Origin of the sequence: Pseudomonas sp. L13 (assembly GCF_009935965.1) — a bacterium.
Taxonomy (GTDB): Bacteria; Pseudomonadota; Gammaproteobacteria; order Pseudomonadales; family Pseudomonadaceae; genus Aquipseudomonas; species Aquipseudomonas lactis.
In genome coordinates, this window is the sequence record NZ_QODJ01000068.1 from 1 (window position 1) to 14,316 (window position 14,316).

Annotated in this window: 15 protein-coding genes and 1 pseudogene; 5 read left to right on the forward strand and 11 right to left on the reverse strand. The window is 62.1% G+C overall.

What is annotated here, in order from left to right; genetic code table 11:
• Positions 1-226: 226 nt before the first annotated feature.
• Positions 227-865: a GNAT family N-acetyltransferase gene (locus DK871_RS24610; protein ID WP_161906955.1), complete on the reverse strand. Its 639-nt coding sequence runs from the start codon at positions 863-865 to the stop codon at positions 227-229.
• Between the two features lie 48 nt (positions 866-913).
• Between DK871_RS24610 and DK871_RS24615 the strand changes: the two genes are divergently transcribed.
• Positions 914-1,786 (forward strand): undecaprenyl-diphosphate phosphatase, encoded by an 873-nt coding sequence (locus DK871_RS24615; RefSeq protein ID WP_161906956.1) that lies wholly within the window; start codon positions 914-916, stop codon positions 1,784-1,786.
• A 106-nt stretch (positions 1,787-1,892) separates the two neighbouring features.
• On the opposite strand, the gene DK871_RS24620 is transcribed toward DK871_RS24615, so the two are convergent.
• From DK871_RS24620 to DK871_RS24640, 5 genes are read right to left on the reverse strand one after another with little or no spacing between them, the layout of a single operon-like run.
• Positions 1,893-2,846, reverse strand: coding sequence for a Dyp-type peroxidase (locus DK871_RS24620; RefSeq protein WP_161906957.1), 954 nt, complete (start codon positions 2,844-2,846; stop codon positions 1,893-1,895).
• Between the two features lie 48 nt (positions 2,847-2,894).
• The gene (locus DK871_RS24625; protein ID WP_161906958.1) at positions 2,895-3,713 is read right to left on the reverse strand and encodes a sugar phosphate isomerase/epimerase; all 819 of its coding nucleotides are present in this window, start codon (positions 3,711-3,713) and stop codon (positions 2,895-2,897) included.
• A gap of 1 nt (position 3,714) precedes the next feature.
• A complete protein-coding gene (locus DK871_RS24630; protein ID WP_161906959.1) occupies positions 3,715-4,914 on the reverse strand; it encodes an NAD(P)/FAD-dependent oxidoreductase in 1,200 nt (399 codons plus the stop codon).
• Complete coding sequence (locus DK871_RS24635; protein WP_161906960.1) at positions 4,911-5,237, reverse strand: MocE family 2Fe-2S type ferredoxin; 327 nt, start codon at positions 5,235-5,237, stop codon at positions 4,911-4,913. Before DK871_RS24635 ends, DK871_RS24630 begins: the two co-directional genes overlap by 4 nt.
• A complete protein-coding gene (locus DK871_RS24640) occupies positions 5,234-6,328 on the reverse strand; it encodes a fatty acid desaturase family protein (protein WP_161906961.1) in 1,095 nt (364 codons plus the stop codon). Before DK871_RS24640 ends, DK871_RS24635 begins: the two co-directional genes overlap by 4 nt.
• A 161-nt stretch (positions 6,329-6,489) precedes the next feature.
• Here DK871_RS24640 and DK871_RS24645 point away from each other — a divergent pair, with 161 nt between their 5' ends.
• On the forward strand, positions 6,490-7,542 hold the full coding sequence (locus DK871_RS24645; protein WP_161906962.1) for a LacI family DNA-binding transcriptional regulator: 1,053 nt from the start codon (positions 6,490-6,492) through the stop codon (positions 7,540-7,542).
• Between the two features lie 122 nt (positions 7,543-7,664).
• Here the strand turns inward: DK871_RS24645 and yghU are convergent, their stop codons facing one another.
• From yghU to DK871_RS24670, 5 genes are read right to left on the reverse strand one after another with little or no spacing between them, the layout of a single operon-like run.
• Positions 7,665-8,495 (reverse strand): glutathione-dependent disulfide-bond oxidoreductase, encoded by an 831-nt coding sequence (yghU, locus tag DK871_RS24650; protein WP_161906963.1) that lies wholly within the window; start codon positions 8,493-8,495, stop codon positions 7,665-7,667.
• Positions 8,496-8,539: 44 nt separating this feature from the next.
• Positions 8,540-9,640 (reverse strand): agmatine/peptidylarginine deiminase, encoded by a 1,101-nt coding sequence (locus DK871_RS24655; RefSeq protein ID WP_161906964.1) that lies wholly within the window; start codon positions 9,638-9,640, stop codon positions 8,540-8,542.
• An 8-nt stretch (positions 9,641-9,648) separates the two neighbouring features.
• Entirely contained in the window at positions 9,649-10,731 is a 1,083-nt protein-coding gene (locus DK871_RS24660; protein WP_161906965.1) for an extracellular solute-binding protein, read from the reverse strand.
• Positions 10,728-11,609: an N-carbamoylputrescine amidase gene (gene aguB, locus DK871_RS24665; RefSeq protein ID WP_161906966.1), complete on the reverse strand. Its 882-nt coding sequence runs from the start codon at positions 11,607-11,609 to the stop codon at positions 10,728-10,730. The genes DK871_RS24660 and aguB overlap by 4 nt, the downstream gene beginning before the upstream one ends.
• A 4-nt stretch (positions 11,610-11,613) precedes the next feature.
• Entirely contained in the window at positions 11,614-12,666 is a 1,053-nt protein-coding gene (locus DK871_RS24670; protein ID WP_161906967.1) for an agmatine/peptidylarginine deiminase, read from the reverse strand.
• A 134-nt stretch (positions 12,667-12,800) separates the two neighbouring features.
• On the opposite strand from DK871_RS24670, the gene DK871_RS24675 reads away from it, so the two are divergent.
• The 3 genes and pseudogenes from DK871_RS24675 to DK871_RS29490 form a co-directional block, all read left to right on the forward strand.
• The gene (locus tag DK871_RS24675; RefSeq protein ID WP_161906968.1) at positions 12,801-13,667 is read left to right on the forward strand and encodes a LysR substrate-binding domain-containing protein; all 867 of its coding nucleotides are present in this window, start codon (positions 12,801-12,803) and stop codon (positions 13,665-13,667) included.
• Positions 13,664-14,197 (forward strand): G/U mismatch-specific DNA glycosylase, encoded by a 534-nt coding sequence (gene mug, locus DK871_RS24680; RefSeq protein WP_161906969.1) that lies wholly within the window; start codon positions 13,664-13,666, stop codon positions 14,195-14,197. Before DK871_RS24675 ends, mug begins: the two co-directional genes overlap by 4 nt.
• Positions 14,175-14,243: pseudogene (locus tag DK871_RS29490) on the forward strand (glutathione S-transferase); the annotation flags it as partial. The gene mug and the pseudogene DK871_RS29490, both read left to right, overlap by 23 nt.
• Positions 14,244-14,316: the final 73 nt, after the last annotated feature.

The following is a 14,316-nucleotide window of genomic DNA, read 5'->3' on the forward strand; positions in this document are numbered from 1 at the left end:
GGGGCCGCCGCCACGCGCCATCCATGGCGCGGGGCGGCTAAACCGGCATCCCTGCCGGTTTACCCCCCAAATCCCTGACGAATTCCGGCCAGCGTGGTTTGACGGGGCGCTTAAGATCAAGATCACAAGCAGATCAAGATCAAGAGCGGCTCGCTTCGCATCGTGGTTACGGTTGATCGCTACAGCGTTGTTTAGATATCTATGCTCATCGGGAGCCCCCCGCCCATCAATGCAACGAAGCCCGGGTAATCAGGTAGTTCACCAACTGTGGCTCATCGTCCAGTTCAATGCTCTGCACCGGACGCGGCAGGTTATCCAGCACGGTGCGCCAGAACGCCTGGGACACTTCGTCCTGATCATAGAAACGCACCAGCCAATTGCACTCACCGCTGCACAGCACCTGGCTGGCGATGGCGCGGCCGATGCCCTTGCGGCGGTAGCGCTTGAGGATGAACAGGTCGGCCAGTTCCAGGGCGTCGATGCCCGGTAGTTCGCTGCCTTCGATCAACAGGAAACCGGCAATGTAGCCGTCTACCAGCAACAGGTTGGCGCTCCATTGCGGGTCGCTCCAGTAGCGGGCCAGGTGTTCGTCGTGGATGTAGAAACGCCCATCGGCCTCGACATCTTCCTGCTCCCAGTCCGAAGACTCGTAGGCGTAATACTGGTAAAGATTGCGGATCAGTTCGGCTTCTTCGGGGCCGGTCTGGATCAATTCGACGGTGGTTTCAGGCATGGGGCTCTCGGTGGAAAAACGCAGGGCGCCATTGTTCACAAAAGTGCAGTCCACGCCAATGGCCTGGCGAATCCTTTCTATTGGCTGAACCGATTGCAAATAGCGGTTGCCATGGCCGAAATCCTGAAACATTTAGAATAAACTTCGCCGATTTCTCCCTATTGCTCAAGGACACGTATTTTGACCAACGTCTGTACAGCCGGCCTGGATGTGGGCTTTGCCTCCCTGGATTACCTGCAGATCTTCATCCTGGGCGTGATCCAGGGCATTACTGAATTGCTACCGGTGTCGTCCACCGCCCATATGCGCGTGGTGCCTGCCCTGCTCGGCTGGCAAGACCCCGGCTCGGCGTTTTCTGCGGCCATGCAATTGGCGGCGTTGGCGGCGGTGGTCAGTTACTTCTGGCGGGATGTGCAGCAGGTCACCACGGGCAGCATCAGTGCGGTGCGCCGCGGCGACTACAACGATCGCTGGTTCAAGCTCGCCGTGGCGATTGTGCTGGCAACAGTCCCGATTGGCATTGCCGGCCTGGCGTTGTCGTCGACCTTGAATGCCTGCAACTCACCGTTGCGCGGGCTGATGGTGATCGGCATTTCCTGCGTGGTGATGGCGGTTTTGCTGGCCCTGGCTGAAGTGCGCGCCCGCCATACCCGCGATGTAAGCCAGATGCGTTTGCGCGATGCGCTGATCGTGGGGGTTGCGCAAATTGGCGCGTTGATTCCCGGCGTATCGCGTTCAGGCTCCACGTTGACCGCGGCGCTGTTCCTGAATTTCAAACGCGAAGAAGCGGCGCGGTTTTCCTTCCTGCTGGGTTTGCCGGCCATCGCCCTGGCCGGTTTGAAAGAGCTGTGGGTGCTGCTGCACGCCGACCTGCCCGCCCACGCCTGGCCGCACTTGTTGTTCGGGCTGGTGGTGGCCAGCGTCTCGGCGTTCTTTGCCATCTGGGGCCTGATGAAGTTCCTGGAGCGTTTCTCCACCTGGCCGTTCGTGATCTACCGCGCGCTGCTGGGGGTGTTTTTGATCGTGGCCGTCAGCACCGGCCTGCTTACCTGACCCTTGTAGGAGCGAGCTTGCTCGCGAAAAACGTCAACGATAACGCGGGCATTCTGTATGTACGCGGTGGCCTCGGGTTTTTCGCGAGCAAGCTCGCTCCTACCGGTTATTGGCGGTCGGCCAGCGCTTCGAGCAAATCGGCCGAGGGCACGAAGAACAGGCCGCCGGTCACGGCCGTGCTGAAGTCGAGCAAGCGGTCGTAGTTGCCGGCCGGGCGGCCGACGAACATGTTTTCCAGCATCTGCTCCAACGGCTGCGGCGAGCGTGCATAGCCGATGAAGTAAGTGCCGAACTCCCCGGCACCAGGGCGGCCGAAGGGCATGTTGTCGCGCAGGATTTTCACTTCCTCACCGCTCTCGTCGGTGATCACTGTCAGGGCGCTGTGGGAGTTGCTCGGCTTGGCGTCGTCGTCCAGTTCGATGTCCGACAATTTGGTGCGCCCGATCACCTTCTCTTGAGCCTCCACCGTCAAGCCATTCCACGCGGTCATGTTGTGCAGGTATTTCTGCACCAGCACATAGCTGCCGCCTTCGAACTCAGGGTCTTCATCGCCTACCAGAGTGAAGGCCTCGGCCTTGCGCCCCACCGGGTTCTCGGTGCCGTCGACGAAACCGATGATGCTGCGCATATCGAAGTAGCGAAAGCCCTGGACCTCATCGACCACCTTCACGCTATCACCCAGGGCGGCCATCAGCTGGGTTGCCAGCTCGAAACACAGGTCCATCTGCTCGGCACGGATGTGCAGCAGGATGTCACCTGGGGTCGACACCGCCTTGCGCCCTTGCACACCGAATTCGCGAAACGGATGCAAGGCCGCCGGGCGCGGCGCGCCGAACAGGCGGTCCCAGGCATCCGAGCCAAACCCGCAAACGCAGGTCAGGTTGCCCGCGGGCACGCGCTTGCCTACCGAACGCACCAGCCCTGCGATGTCAGCGCACCAGGCCCGCACGTTTTCAACCGCATCGGGCGCCAGGGTGGCGACCATAAAGATCGCGCTGCTGGTGATCGGGTGGCACACCGATTGCGGTTCGAGCGGGGGGCGGACGGGGCAGGTTTTCATGGGCATTCCACAGGCTGAGGGCGGTTTGAACCCGCGCAGAGTAGCAGATCATCGATGACAACCGGCCCACACCTGGCGAATCAGGGCTTTGAGCTTGAGGGCTTCGGCCCAGCGATCGGTGAGTTCGCGCCCCTGTGCGTCGGTAATCGCATAGGGTGGCGGGCCCAACTCGCAAGTGAAGGACAAGCTCTGCGGGGTCTCAGCGCGGCCCAGCCAGTCTTCGATTCCATAGCGCCACCAACCGGTAAAGCGCTCTACCCACGGCTGATGCTGGGGAAAATCCAGGCCAACCTGCACCTGTTCGCTGCTGGCGATGCGGCCATGAAAGCCCCAGCTGTGACGCAGGATGGTGCGTATCTGTTCGTCGTCCTCCACATTGCCGGGCTCGGGCAACTCGCGGCCAACCACATAGTGGGACAGATCAGCGAGCAGTTTCAGATCGGGCATCTGTGCCAGCAGGTCGAGGGTGAACAACAGGTCGTTGGTGAGCCGATAGCGGTGAGTTTCCAGCAAAATCTGGAAGTCCACCTGTTCGGCCAGGCGTTGCCAGCCGTCGATCAGCCTGGCCGCCTCGGCCTGGGTACGCGGGCGCACGTCGGCTTGCAAGGTGAGGTGGTGACAACCGTAGCGGCTGATCACCTCCAATGCCCTGGCCAGATCATCCACCGATTGCGGGAACAGCTGCCCTTCAATCTGCAAGCCCCTGGCCGTGGCCGCCGCGTGTAGGCGCTGCACCGATGCCGGCGCCCAGTAATGGTCGGTGATGCCGTCAAAACCGGCGGCGGCGATGCGGTCCAGTTGCGCTTCGAGGCTGCCGGGCTCGGTGTGCATGGCCCACATCGATTGGAATACTAACAACTGGCGCATGTCAGCCTCGCAGTAGTTGCTTCAGGGAGACGTCAGGGTCGGCCAGGCTGGCCGGGTTGAGCGGGATGTGGGCGGTGATCAAGTGCTCGCACAGCTTGATGTCCTTGGATGCGCGGTTACCCAAGGCCCAACCGCAGGCGCCCTGCAAACGGTGATGGTCGTCCAGGTAGAACAGCAGCTGGCCGCCGTCTGGCAATTCCCGGCGAACCATCAGCGCCGTCATCACCCCGACGGTGTGCAAGCCCCACGCGTATTGATCGGACCAGAAACCCGGAATCGTCTCGAACGCCAACGCCCGTCCCAGCAGGTTCAACGCCGCGAGACGGCCCTGGGCTTCGGCATTGCGCCAGGTTTCTTGCCGTTGATAAAGGCCCGCCAGGCGAAACTCGCACACGTCCCCCGCCGCGTAGATATCCGTCGCACTGGTGCGCAGGTACTCATCGACGCGAATGCCCTGCCCGACATCCAAACCTGCCGCCGCGGCCAACTCGATGTTGGGCTGCATGCCGATGCCGACCACCACCAGGTCGCAGGGCAGCCGTTGCCCGTCGACCAGTTGTACGGCGTCGGCGTGGATGCACTCCAAGGCCACGTTCAAACGCACGTCCACACCCTGCTCACGGTGCAATGCCAGCAGCGCGTCACTGATCACCGGCGGCAACACCCGCCCTGCCAGCCGTGGCCCGGCTTCCAGCAGCGTGACCTCGCAGCCCAGGCCCCGCGCGGTCGCCGCCACTTCCAAACCGATAAACCCCCCGCCGACCACCACCAGCCGAGCGCCAGGGCGCAGGCGGTCGCGCAGGGCCAAGGCTTCGTCGTGGGTGCGCAGGTAAAATACATTCGCCTGCGCCTGGGGCAAACGCCGCGCCCGGCCTCCGGTGGCCAGCAGCAGGCCGGCATAGCTCAACCATTGGCCGCCGGCCAGTTGCAACCGGTGGTGCTGCGGCTCCAGGCGGCTGACCGGGTTGGCAGCGATATGCTCGATCCCGAGTGCCGCCAACTGCTGGCTGTCGCACAGGCTGCATTGCGCCAAATCGGTCGAGCCTTGCAGCAAGCCTTTGGACAGCGGTGGCCGTTCGTAGGGCAGATGCGTTTCATCGCCAATCAGGATCAGGCGCCCGCTGTAGCCTTCTTCACGCAGGGTCAGTGCCGCACGGCCACCGGCATGGCCGGAGCCGACGATGATCAGGGGCGCGTTCATCCTTGGGCCGTGACGGCGAGCAGCACTCGCCCCGCTTCCACCCGCACGGGGTAGGTCTTGAGGTTGACGCACACCGGCGCGCCCAGGGCCTTGCCGGAGCGGTAATCAAAGCGCCCGTTGTGCTTGGGGCACTCGATCACATGGTCCATCACCAGGCCGTCGGCCAGGTGGATTTTCTCGTGGGTGCACAGGCCGGCGGTGGCGAAGAATTGGTTATCGGCAGAACGGAATACCGCGTAGGTCTGCGCGCCGTGGTCGAAGCGCAGCACGTCTTCGGCGTCTATTTCGCCCACGGCGCAGACGTCGATCCATTGATCGTTCATGCATTTATCTCCAATGACTGGCTCTTACTCTGTGGCGAGCGAGCTTGCTCGCCACGGGTGGGGCGCTGGACGAAATAGCTGGGGTCGCTGCGTTGGCGCCAGATCGTCGGGATGATTTCCTGGTAGGCCTGCCACAGGTTGGCATACGGCGGTGGGCAGTCGCTGCGGATCTCTTCGTGCAGTTGGCTGAGCGCGTGGTACGGCACCATCGGGTACATGTGGTGTTCGAGGTGGTAGTTCATGTTCATGTAGATAAAGCGCAGCACGCGGTTCATGTAGATGGTGCGGCAGTTACTGCGGTGGTCGAGCACATCTTCGGCCAGGCCCACGTGCTGGCTGAGACCAAACAGGTAGCCGAGCCAGGCGCCATAGAGGCTGGGCAGGCCCACCAGCATCAGCGGCAACCAGCTGTGCAGGTACAGCGCGGTGCCGATGATCACCGCGTAGAGGCCGACCCAGATACGCGCATCTCGGTACACCTTGGGCCACTCGGATTCGGGGATGAAGTCCTGCTCCTGGGCGCTCATTTGCCCGAGCGCATGGCGGGCCACACCGCTGAAAGTCTTCCAGGCCAGGGGTAGGTTGAACAGGCTGAGGGCCATCATCCATAAACTCGGCGGGCGCGGTTCGACGATCTCGGGGTCACGGCCGACGACGATGGTGTCGGTGTGATGACGGGCATGGCTCCAGCGCCACACGTGGGGTTCGAAGAGGCACATGAAGCTCGCCACTTGATACAGCGCATCGTTCATCCAGCGGGTCTTGAACGCCGTGCCGTGGCCGGTTTCGTGCCAGCGCGGGTTGGAGGCCGTGCCGTAGAGCACACCGTAGGCGATAAAAAATGGCACGCAGGCCCAAGTGCCCCAGAACCAGTAGCCGCCGACACCGGTGGCCAACAACGTCGAGAACCACAGGGCGGTGTCGCGCAAGGCCGGGCCGTCACGGCGTTGCATCAGGGCTTTCATGCGATTGCGCGGGATGGGCGACTGGTACCAACGGGCCGAGACCAGGCCCTTGTCGGCGGCGCGGGCCGCTTCGGGGCCGGTGAGGCTGTAGTCGCGCCGAGCGCGGTGAGCGGTGTGTCCAGGCATTGTTATTGTTCTCCGCAAGCGTGGGTTTCAGGGGCTTTGCGAAACCAACGATAGAGCGCGGCTAAATCACCCTCAAGGCCTTGAATCCATTCCCTATCAAGCTATCATCCAGGCCCAGCGGGGCTTGATAGTTTTCTATCAAGACGCTCAAGGGGCCTGCCATGCACAACAACAAACGCCCAACCATCGCCACCGTTGCCGCCCATGCGGGGCTCAGCGTAGCCACCGTCGACCGCGTGTTGAACGCCCGCGCGCCGGTCAACCCCGGCACCGCCGAACAGGTGTTCCAGGCCGCCGAAGCGGTGGGCTATTTCGCCGCACGGCTGATCGGCCAGCGCATTCGCGAGCGGCGGCCCACCTACCGTTTCGGCGTGCTGTTGCTGGGGACTGCCCAAGCCTTCTATGCGCAGCTGGCCCAATCCATCAGCGAGGCCGCGCAGCATCACGCCACCGCCAACCTGAGTTGCCAGTTCGACTACATCAACGACCGCACGCCCGGCGCCATCGTCGCGCAAATCGAACAACTGGCCGTGCAGTGCGACGCCCTTGCGGTGGTCAGCTTCGCCCATCCGTTGATCAACGCCTGCCTGGCGCAGATCCGTGAAGCGGGCGTGCCGGTGGTTGCCCTGCTCTCGGACATCCATGAACACGCCGCCGAACCCTATGTAGGCCAGGACAACCACGTGGTCGGGCGCACCATGGGCTGGCTGCTGGCGCGCACTTGCGGCGCACGCAAAGGCAGCGTGGGCATCCTGTTGGGCGGCCATCGTTTTCTCGGGCATCAGGCACGGGTCGAGGGCTTGCACAGCTACCTGGCCGAACACGCGCCGGGGCTCAAGCCGTTGGAGCCGCTGATCAACCTGGACAACTGCGATATCACCGAAGAAGCCACCCTCGACCTGCTCAGCCGCCATACCGACCTGCGTGGGTTATGCGTGGTGGGCGGTGGTGGCGACGGTGTGATCAACGCCTTGGCGCAACTGCCCAAGCGCCCGGCGCTGTGCTGCATCCTGCAAGAGTCCACGCCGTTGTCGCGCCAGGCATTGAGCAACGGCTTGATAGATGTGGTGATGGACTCGCAACCACGGCAGACGGCCGTGGCGCTGGTGGAGTTGCTGGTGGCGCTGCAAAGCGCCGAAGCATTCGACCCGACGCGCCATAGGGTGCATATATCGCCGCAGATCGTGACCCCGGAAAACATGTCACCTGATTAATGACGCTCAAAAGTGTGGGAGCGGGCTTGCTCGCGAAAGCGGCGTGTCAGTCAACGAATATGCCAACTGAACCACCGCATTCGCGAGCAAGCCCGCTCCCACATTTTTTATCGTGCCAGGATTTAATCCAAATCGCTGGCGCTATGCCGCTCGGGCAACTGCTCTTCGCCCGACACCCGGTTCACCCGTCGCCCGCGCTGCACCGCCGGCCGGGCGTCAATTGCGTCGGCCCAGCGCAGCACGTGCTTGTACTCATGCACCGAGAGAAACTCCGCCGAGTCGCCATACAAACGGCCTTTGACCAACCCACCATACCAAGGCCATATGGCGATATCGGCAATGGTGTATTCATCCCCGGCAATGTATTGGCTGACCGCCAGGCGCTTATCCAGCACATCCAGTTGGCGCTTGGTCTCCATGGCAAAGCGGTTGATCGGGTATTCCATCTTGCTCGGCGCATAGGCATAGAAATGCCCGAAGCCGCCGCCCAGGTAAGGCGCGCTACCCATCTGCCAGAACAACCACGACAGGCATTCAGCCCGTGCGGCGGGCTCCGTGGGCAGGAACGCACCGAACTTCTCGGCCAGGTACTGCAAAATCGCGCCTGATTCGAACACGCGAATCGGCGTGGCGCCGCTGTGGTCCATCAGCGCCGGAATCTTCGAGTTCGGGTTCACCGCCACGAAGCCACTGCCAAACTGGTCGCCGTCGCCGATCTTGATCAGCCAGGCGTCGTATTCGGCGCCGCTGTGCCCCAGGGCGAGCAGCTCTTCCAGCAGGATCGTGACCTTCTGCCCATTGGGCGTGGCCAGGGAATACAGTTGCAGCGGGTGCTTGCCCACCGGCAGCGGCTTTTCGTGGGTGGCGCCGGCGATGGGCCGGTTGATGCTGGCGAAGGTGCCGCCGCTTTCGGTGTCCCAGGTCCAGACTTTGGCAGGTACGTACTCGGTCATAATCAATGCTCCACAGGCGCTTGTGATCCACTAAGCGTTCCAGACTAAACCAAAGGTTGATGACTCGTCACACAGTGAATGCCACCGCCACCCGCTGCGATAGCGTCAATATTGATCTGCACCACCTTGCGGCTCGGATACAGCCGCGATAGCAGCTCCAGCGCCTTGCGGTCCGCCAGTGGGTCGCCGAACTCAGGCGCGATTACCGCATCGTTGACCACGAAGTAATTGATATAGCCCGCGGCGAAATCCGGGTTGCCTTGGCTGAACTTGCTTTTACGCGGCTTGAGCGGCGGCGATACGGTATGCACCTGCAACGGGCGACCATCGGCGTCGGTGGCGTTCTTGAGCATTTCCAGGTGTGCCAGGGTGACCTTGTGATCATAGGACTGCGGGTCGGTGTCGAGATTGGCCAGCACCACGCCGGGGGACACAAAGCGTGCGTAGAAATCCACGTGGGCGTCGGTGATGTCCTTGCCCTTGATACCCGGCAGCCAAATGATTTTACGCAAGCCCAGGCGCTCCTTGAGTTCGGCCTCCACCTCAGCCTGGCTCCAGTCGGGGTTGCGATTGCGATTGATCCAACTGCTTTGCGTCATGATGCCGGTGCCCAGGCCATCCACTTCAATGCCACCGCCCTCGCCCACCAGTTCGCTGCGCCAGTAACGGGCCCCAGTGTGTTCGGCAATCTGGGCAGCCAGTTGCGCATCCTCGGTGTGCTGCTGTTTGTTGCCCCACCCGTTGAAGTTGAAATCCACCGCCCCCAGCGCTCCGGTGCCATCAATCACGAAATTGGCGCCGGTGTCGCGTATCCAGATGTCGTCCAGCTCGGTCTCGACAAAGGTGATGTTGCGCGTGCCACAGTGTTTTTCCGCCAGCACCCGCTCGTCTCCACGGCAAAACACGGTCACCGGCTCATACTCGGCAATCGCCCGGGCGATACGGCCCAGCGCTGCTTGAACATCGGCGGTAAAGTCCTCCCAGATGGCCTCCTGGGCACCAAAGGCGATAAACGCCTGGCGGTGTTTTTCACCCTCGTCGGGCATATAGAAGCGGCCACTGACAGCGGCACGTACGTAAGGAGCAATCAGGCTCATGGCGGCGACCACGCTGGTGTGTTTGAGGAAGGTTCGACGGGTTGGCATGGGGGTCTCTACTGAAGAGGGGCGGTCTTGAATTTAGTCCATACGCGCATACGTGCACGCATATCGGCCTGGGGGATATCTTTGCCAGCGATCAACCGTTCAAAGGTGGCGGCATCTGGGTAAATATCCGGGTTGTCGCGCAGGCTGGCCTCCACCTGCGGTCGCGCCTTGGCATTGGCGGTGGGATAGCCGGTCAGGTTGGTGATGGCGGCCATGTTCTGCGGGCGCATCACAAAGTTGATAAAAGCGTAGGCGTATTCCGGGTGCCGGGCATCGACGGGTATCGCCATGGTGTCCATCCAGACTGTCGTGCCCTCGCGGGGGATGTGATAACCGAAGGTCACCGCCTTGCCAGCCGCATCGGCGGCACGCTGGGCCTGGGTCATGTCGCCGCTGTAGCCCAGGGACAGGCACAGGTTGCCGTTGACCAGATCGGTCACCGGTTGCGACTGGAACTTGCGAATAAAGGGGCGCAGCTTGAGCAACAGTGCACTGGCCGCAGCCAGATCTTCGGGCTTGGCACTGCGCGGGTCGCGGCCCAGGTAGTTAAGCGTCACCGCGAGCACTTCATCCGGCGAGTCGATCAGGGAGATGCCGCAATCGGCAAATTGGGCGGCAAACTCGGGCTTGAACAGTAGCTCGAGGCTGTTGACCGGCGCGTTCGGCAGGCGCTGGCGGATCTGCTCGGTGTTGTAGGTCAGGCCGATGGTGCCCCAGGTATAGGGCACCGTGGCCTTGTTTGAATTGACGTAGTGCGCACGCAACGCCTGCAGGCCCGGTTCAATGTCCCCCAGGGCCGTGAGCCTGGCAGGGTCCAGGGCCTGCAAGCTGCCGGCGCGCATCAGGCGCTCGGCCACTGTGTCGCCTGGGAAGATCAAGTCATAGCCACTGCCACCGGCCATCAGCTTGGCTTCCAGGGTTTCACTGCTGTCCATCACATCGTAGATCACCTGGATACCGGTTTCGGCGGTGAACCTGGACAAGGTGTCAGGGGCAAAATAATCGGCCCAGTTATACAGCTTCAGGGTCTTGTCATCAGCCACGACACAGGCGCTGGTAAGGATGAGGGCACAGCTCAACAGGCGTTTCATGATAGGCGCCCATCCAGAGTCAGCAGTGCACCATACAAGTCCGGGCGACGGTCACGGTATATGCCCCAGGTCAGGCGCTCTTCGCCCATGGCGGCGAGGTCCAGGCTGTGCACGAGTACGCCCGTGCTGTCGCGGTCGGCTTCGGCCAACAGCTTGCCTTTGTGATCGCAGATAAACGATGAACCATAAAAATCCATTTGCAGGCCCGCATCACTGTTCGCCACTTCGCGCCCGACGCGGTTGGCCGCTACCACCGGCAGCAGGTTGGCAGCCGCGTGCCCGCGCATGGTCATCTGCCAATGGTCGCGGGAATCGAGGCTGGCACAGCCGGGTTCCGAACCGATGGCGGTGGGAAACAGCAGTACCTCGGCGCCCTGTAATGCCAGGCAGCGTGCGGTTTCTGGAAACCACTGGTCCCAGCAGATACCGGTGCCCAGGCGCCCAAAGGCGCTGTCCCACACGCGAAAACCGGTGTCACCGGGGCTGAAGTATTCCTTCTCCTGGTAGCCAATGGCGTTGGGAATATGGCTCTTGCGGTACACCCCAAGCAATCGCCCGTCAGCGTCCGCCACACTCAGGGAGTTAAAGAACGCATTGCCGGCTTTTTCGAACCAGCTCAGTGGCAGCACGACTCCTAACTCCTTGGCTAATGCAGCAAAGCGTTTGAGCACTTGGCTGTGCTGATACTCCTCGGCCAAGGCCAGGTGCTGATGCCGTTGTTCGATGCAGAAATACGGCGTAGCGAATAGCTCCTGCAACAGGATTACCTGGGCGCCCTTGGCGGCTGCGTCGCGCACCAGTTGCTCGGCGCGGTCGAGGTTACTCGGTAGGTCCCAGGTGCAAGGCATCTGGGTAGTGGCAATCGTCAATAGACGCATGGCATTACCCCTTCACTGGCCAGATGGGCTGTTGTTGAGTGATGCAATGCACACCACCGCCGCCATGGGCCAGGTGGTTGATGCGCACCGGTACGATCTCGCGGTCCGGAAAAGCCTGGCCCAGGACATTGGCCGCGACCTGATCCGCGGCGATCCCATAGGCCGGCATGATGATTGCGCCATTGGCGATATAGAAGTTGGTGTAGGAGGCGCAGAACACCTCGGCGTCAGTGTTCACGGCCTCGGTAGCCTCATACAGCTCGATCAGCTCAAAACGACGGCCCTGAGCGTCGGTGGCCAATTCCAGGACGCGACGATTTTCCCGCGCAACTTGGGCATAGACCGAGCTGTGGTCGTGGGTCGCGTCCACCAGCAACACGCCGGGGCGGGCGAACGCGCAGATGCCGTCGACATGCCCATCCGTCATGTCGCCGGTAACGTAGTTCGGGTCGCCGGGCAACCAGATCGTCTTCTTGATACCCAGCCAGCGCGCGAACACCTCCTCGATGTCGGCCTTGGTCACGCCAGGGTTGCGGTTGGGATTGAGCAGCACCGATTCGGTGGTGATCAAGGTGCCCTCGCCGTCCACATGGAGGGCGCCGCCCTCATTGCTCAACGGCGTGCCGAAGCAGACAAGCCCGAGGTGATTGAGCACTCGACGGGCCAGGCTTTCATCCCATTCATGGGCCGACTTTCCACCCCAGGCATTGAAGCGCCAGCTCACACCGGCCAGGCCCTGTTGCGGGTGACAGATAAAGGACGGGCCGGCGTCGCGGCACCAGCTGTCGTTGACCGCCTGGGGGATCAGTTCAATATGCGGGCCGCACAAGGCGATGGCACTGGCAACCGCCGAAGGGTCGACAACCATCTTCACCGGCTCAAACCGTGCAATGGCATTTGCTACCCGCGCGAAGTCCTGCTGCACCTGCGCCAACGTCACGCCCCAAGTGTTCTCCCACAACGCCTGGTTATGAGGCCAGACCATCCAAGTCGCCGCATGCCGGGACCACTCGGCGGGCATCCGCCACCCCAGGTTTTCAACTTCGTCCATCTGCATGACCAGCACCTTTGAGTTAAGTCATTGTGTTCAGTTAAAACTGCCCACGGGGCATTAGCAGGCATGCTACGGTGAAGAAATAGCGCAAACAAACGATGAATTTTGCGTAAATCTGATTAGAGGAACTTATCAGCATGCTCAAGCACTGGCCGCCCCTCGGCACCCTTCGCGGCTTTGAAGCCGCCGCTCGGCTGGGCAGTTTTCACAAGGCTGCCGAAGAGCTGCACTTGACCCAATCGGCAATCAGCCAGCAGATTCGCAGCCTGGAGGCCTACCTTGAGCAGCCGCTGTTTTTTCGCAGCGGGCGTAGCGTAAGCTTGACCGACGCCGGCCAGGATTTCCTCAGCACCACCCAAGCGTTACTGCAACAACTGGCCGTTGGCGTGCGGCGCCTTGGGCAATACCGCAAACCCAATCAATTGGTGCTCAACACCACGCCGACCTTTGCCCGCCATTGGCTGTTGCCCCGCCTGGCCGATTTTCGTCGCCAACACCCGCAGGTCGATCTATGGATTTTCAGCACCGACGAAGTGCCAGACATGGCCAGCCAGACCATCGATTTGGCGGTGCGCGACGACATCAGCTCCCAGGCCGAATGCAGCTTTAAGGTGCTGCATATCGACCGGCTGTTTCCGGCATGCCACCCGCGGGTGCTGGAGGTGCCTGTTGAGCAACGCACCACCTTGCACGGTGAACGGGAAATGGACTGGAGCCACTGGGCGGTGGAAGCCGGGATTGATGTGGGGCAGCAGGACCAGGGCCTGAATTTTTCCGACCCCGGTTTATTGCTGGATGCGGTGTGCACCGGGTTGGGGATTGGGCTGGTAAGCCAGTTGCTCAGCCGCCAGGGGCAAGCCAAGGGTTTGCTCACGCCGTTGGTAGACGCCACCATTCGCGGCCCCAGTTGGGCGCTACTGACCCATCGCGATAGCGAGAACGCCCCCCTGGCGCGGTGTTTTATCGAGTGGCTATCGAGACATTTGCAGGGAGACGCGGCATGAACGAGCGACTCGACGACCTCCTCGCCGACCACTTGCACGTACTGTTCTGCGGCATCAACCCTGGCAAGGGCTCGGCAGCCCTCGGCCTGCATTTTGCCAATCGCAGCAATCGTTTCTGGCGCACCGTGCATCTGGCCGGTTTCACGCCCCATGAAATTCCCCCGCAAGACGGCGCCACCTTGCTGCACTACGGTTGCGGATTGACCACCTTGGTGGCACGGCCAACGGCCAGTGCAGGCGAGTTGGCGCGGCATGAGTTTCAGAACGCGGCTGCGGCGCTCGAACATAAAGTTCGCCGCCATGCCCCGCGTTTCGTCGCGTTCCTCGGCAAGCCCGGCTATAGCGCACTGACCGGCCAGCGCGAGGTCGCCTGGGGTTTGCAAGCGCAGCCACTGGGCGACGCCTCGGTATGGGTGCTGCCCAACCCCAGCGGGCGCAACCTGGCGTTCAGCCTTGAGCAACTGGTGGAGGCGTATCGGAGGCTACGCGAGGCCGTTGTGCAAGCGCCCCAACCTCAAGCCCCATGCTGAACGCCTGGAGCAGCACCCGGCGTTCAAGCGTTACCCCATCGAATGAACCTGCCCTAATGTGTAGGAGCGAGCTTGCTCGCGAAAAACTCACAAGCGCTGCGGTCATTCAGAAAGCCCGC

Bases quoted from the DNA above. Each gene is read 5' to 3' on its own strand.
- DK871_RS24610 (WP_161906955.1), bottom strand. From the start codon at position 865: ATGTTTCAGGATTTCGGCCATGGCAACCGCTATTTGCAATCGGTTCAG.
- DK871_RS24620 (WP_161906957.1), bottom strand. From the start codon at position 2,846: ATGAAAACCTGCCCCGTCCGCCCCCCGCTCGAACCGCAATCGGTGTGC.
- DK871_RS24625 (WP_161906958.1), bottom strand. From the start codon at position 3,713: ATGCGCCAGTTGTTAGTATTCCAATCGATGTGGGCCATGCACACCGAG.
- DK871_RS24630 (WP_161906959.1), bottom strand. From the start codon at position 4,914: ATGAACGCGCCCCTGATCATCGTCGGCTCCGGCCATGCCGGTGGCCGT.
- DK871_RS24635 (WP_161906960.1), bottom strand. From the start codon at position 5,237: ATGAACGATCAATGGATCGACGTCTGCGCCGTGGGCGAAATAGACGCC.
- DK871_RS24640 (WP_161906961.1), bottom strand. From the start codon at position 6,328: ATGCCTGGACACACCGCTCACCGCGCTCGGCGCGACTACAGCCTCACC.
- DK871_RS24645 (WP_161906962.1), top strand. From the start codon at position 6,490: ATGCACAACAACAAACGCCCAACCATCGCCACCGTTGCCGCCCATGCG.
- yghU (WP_161906963.1), bottom strand. From the start codon at position 8,495: ATGACCGAGTACGTACCTGCCAAAGTCTGGACCTGGGACACCGAAAGC.
- DK871_RS24655 (WP_161906964.1), bottom strand. From the start codon at position 9,640: ATGCCAACCCGTCGAACCTTCCTCAAACACACCAGCGTGGTCGCCGCC.
- DK871_RS24660 (WP_161906965.1), bottom strand. From the start codon at position 10,731: ATGAAACGCCTGTTGAGCTGTGCCCTCATCCTTACCAGCGCCTGTGTC.
- aguB (WP_161906966.1), bottom strand. From the start codon at position 11,609: ATGCGTCTATTGACGATTGCCACTACCCAGATGCCTTGCACCTGGGAC.
- DK871_RS24670 (WP_161906967.1), bottom strand. From the start codon at position 12,666: ATGCAGATGGACGAAGTTGAAAACCTGGGGTGGCGGATGCCCGCCGAG.
- DK871_RS24675 (WP_161906968.1), top strand. From the start codon at position 12,801: ATGCTCAAGCACTGGCCGCCCCTCGGCACCCTTCGCGGCTTTGAAGCC.
- mug (WP_161906969.1), top strand. From the start codon at position 13,664: ATGAACGAGCGACTCGACGACCTCCTCGCCGACCACTTGCACGTACTG.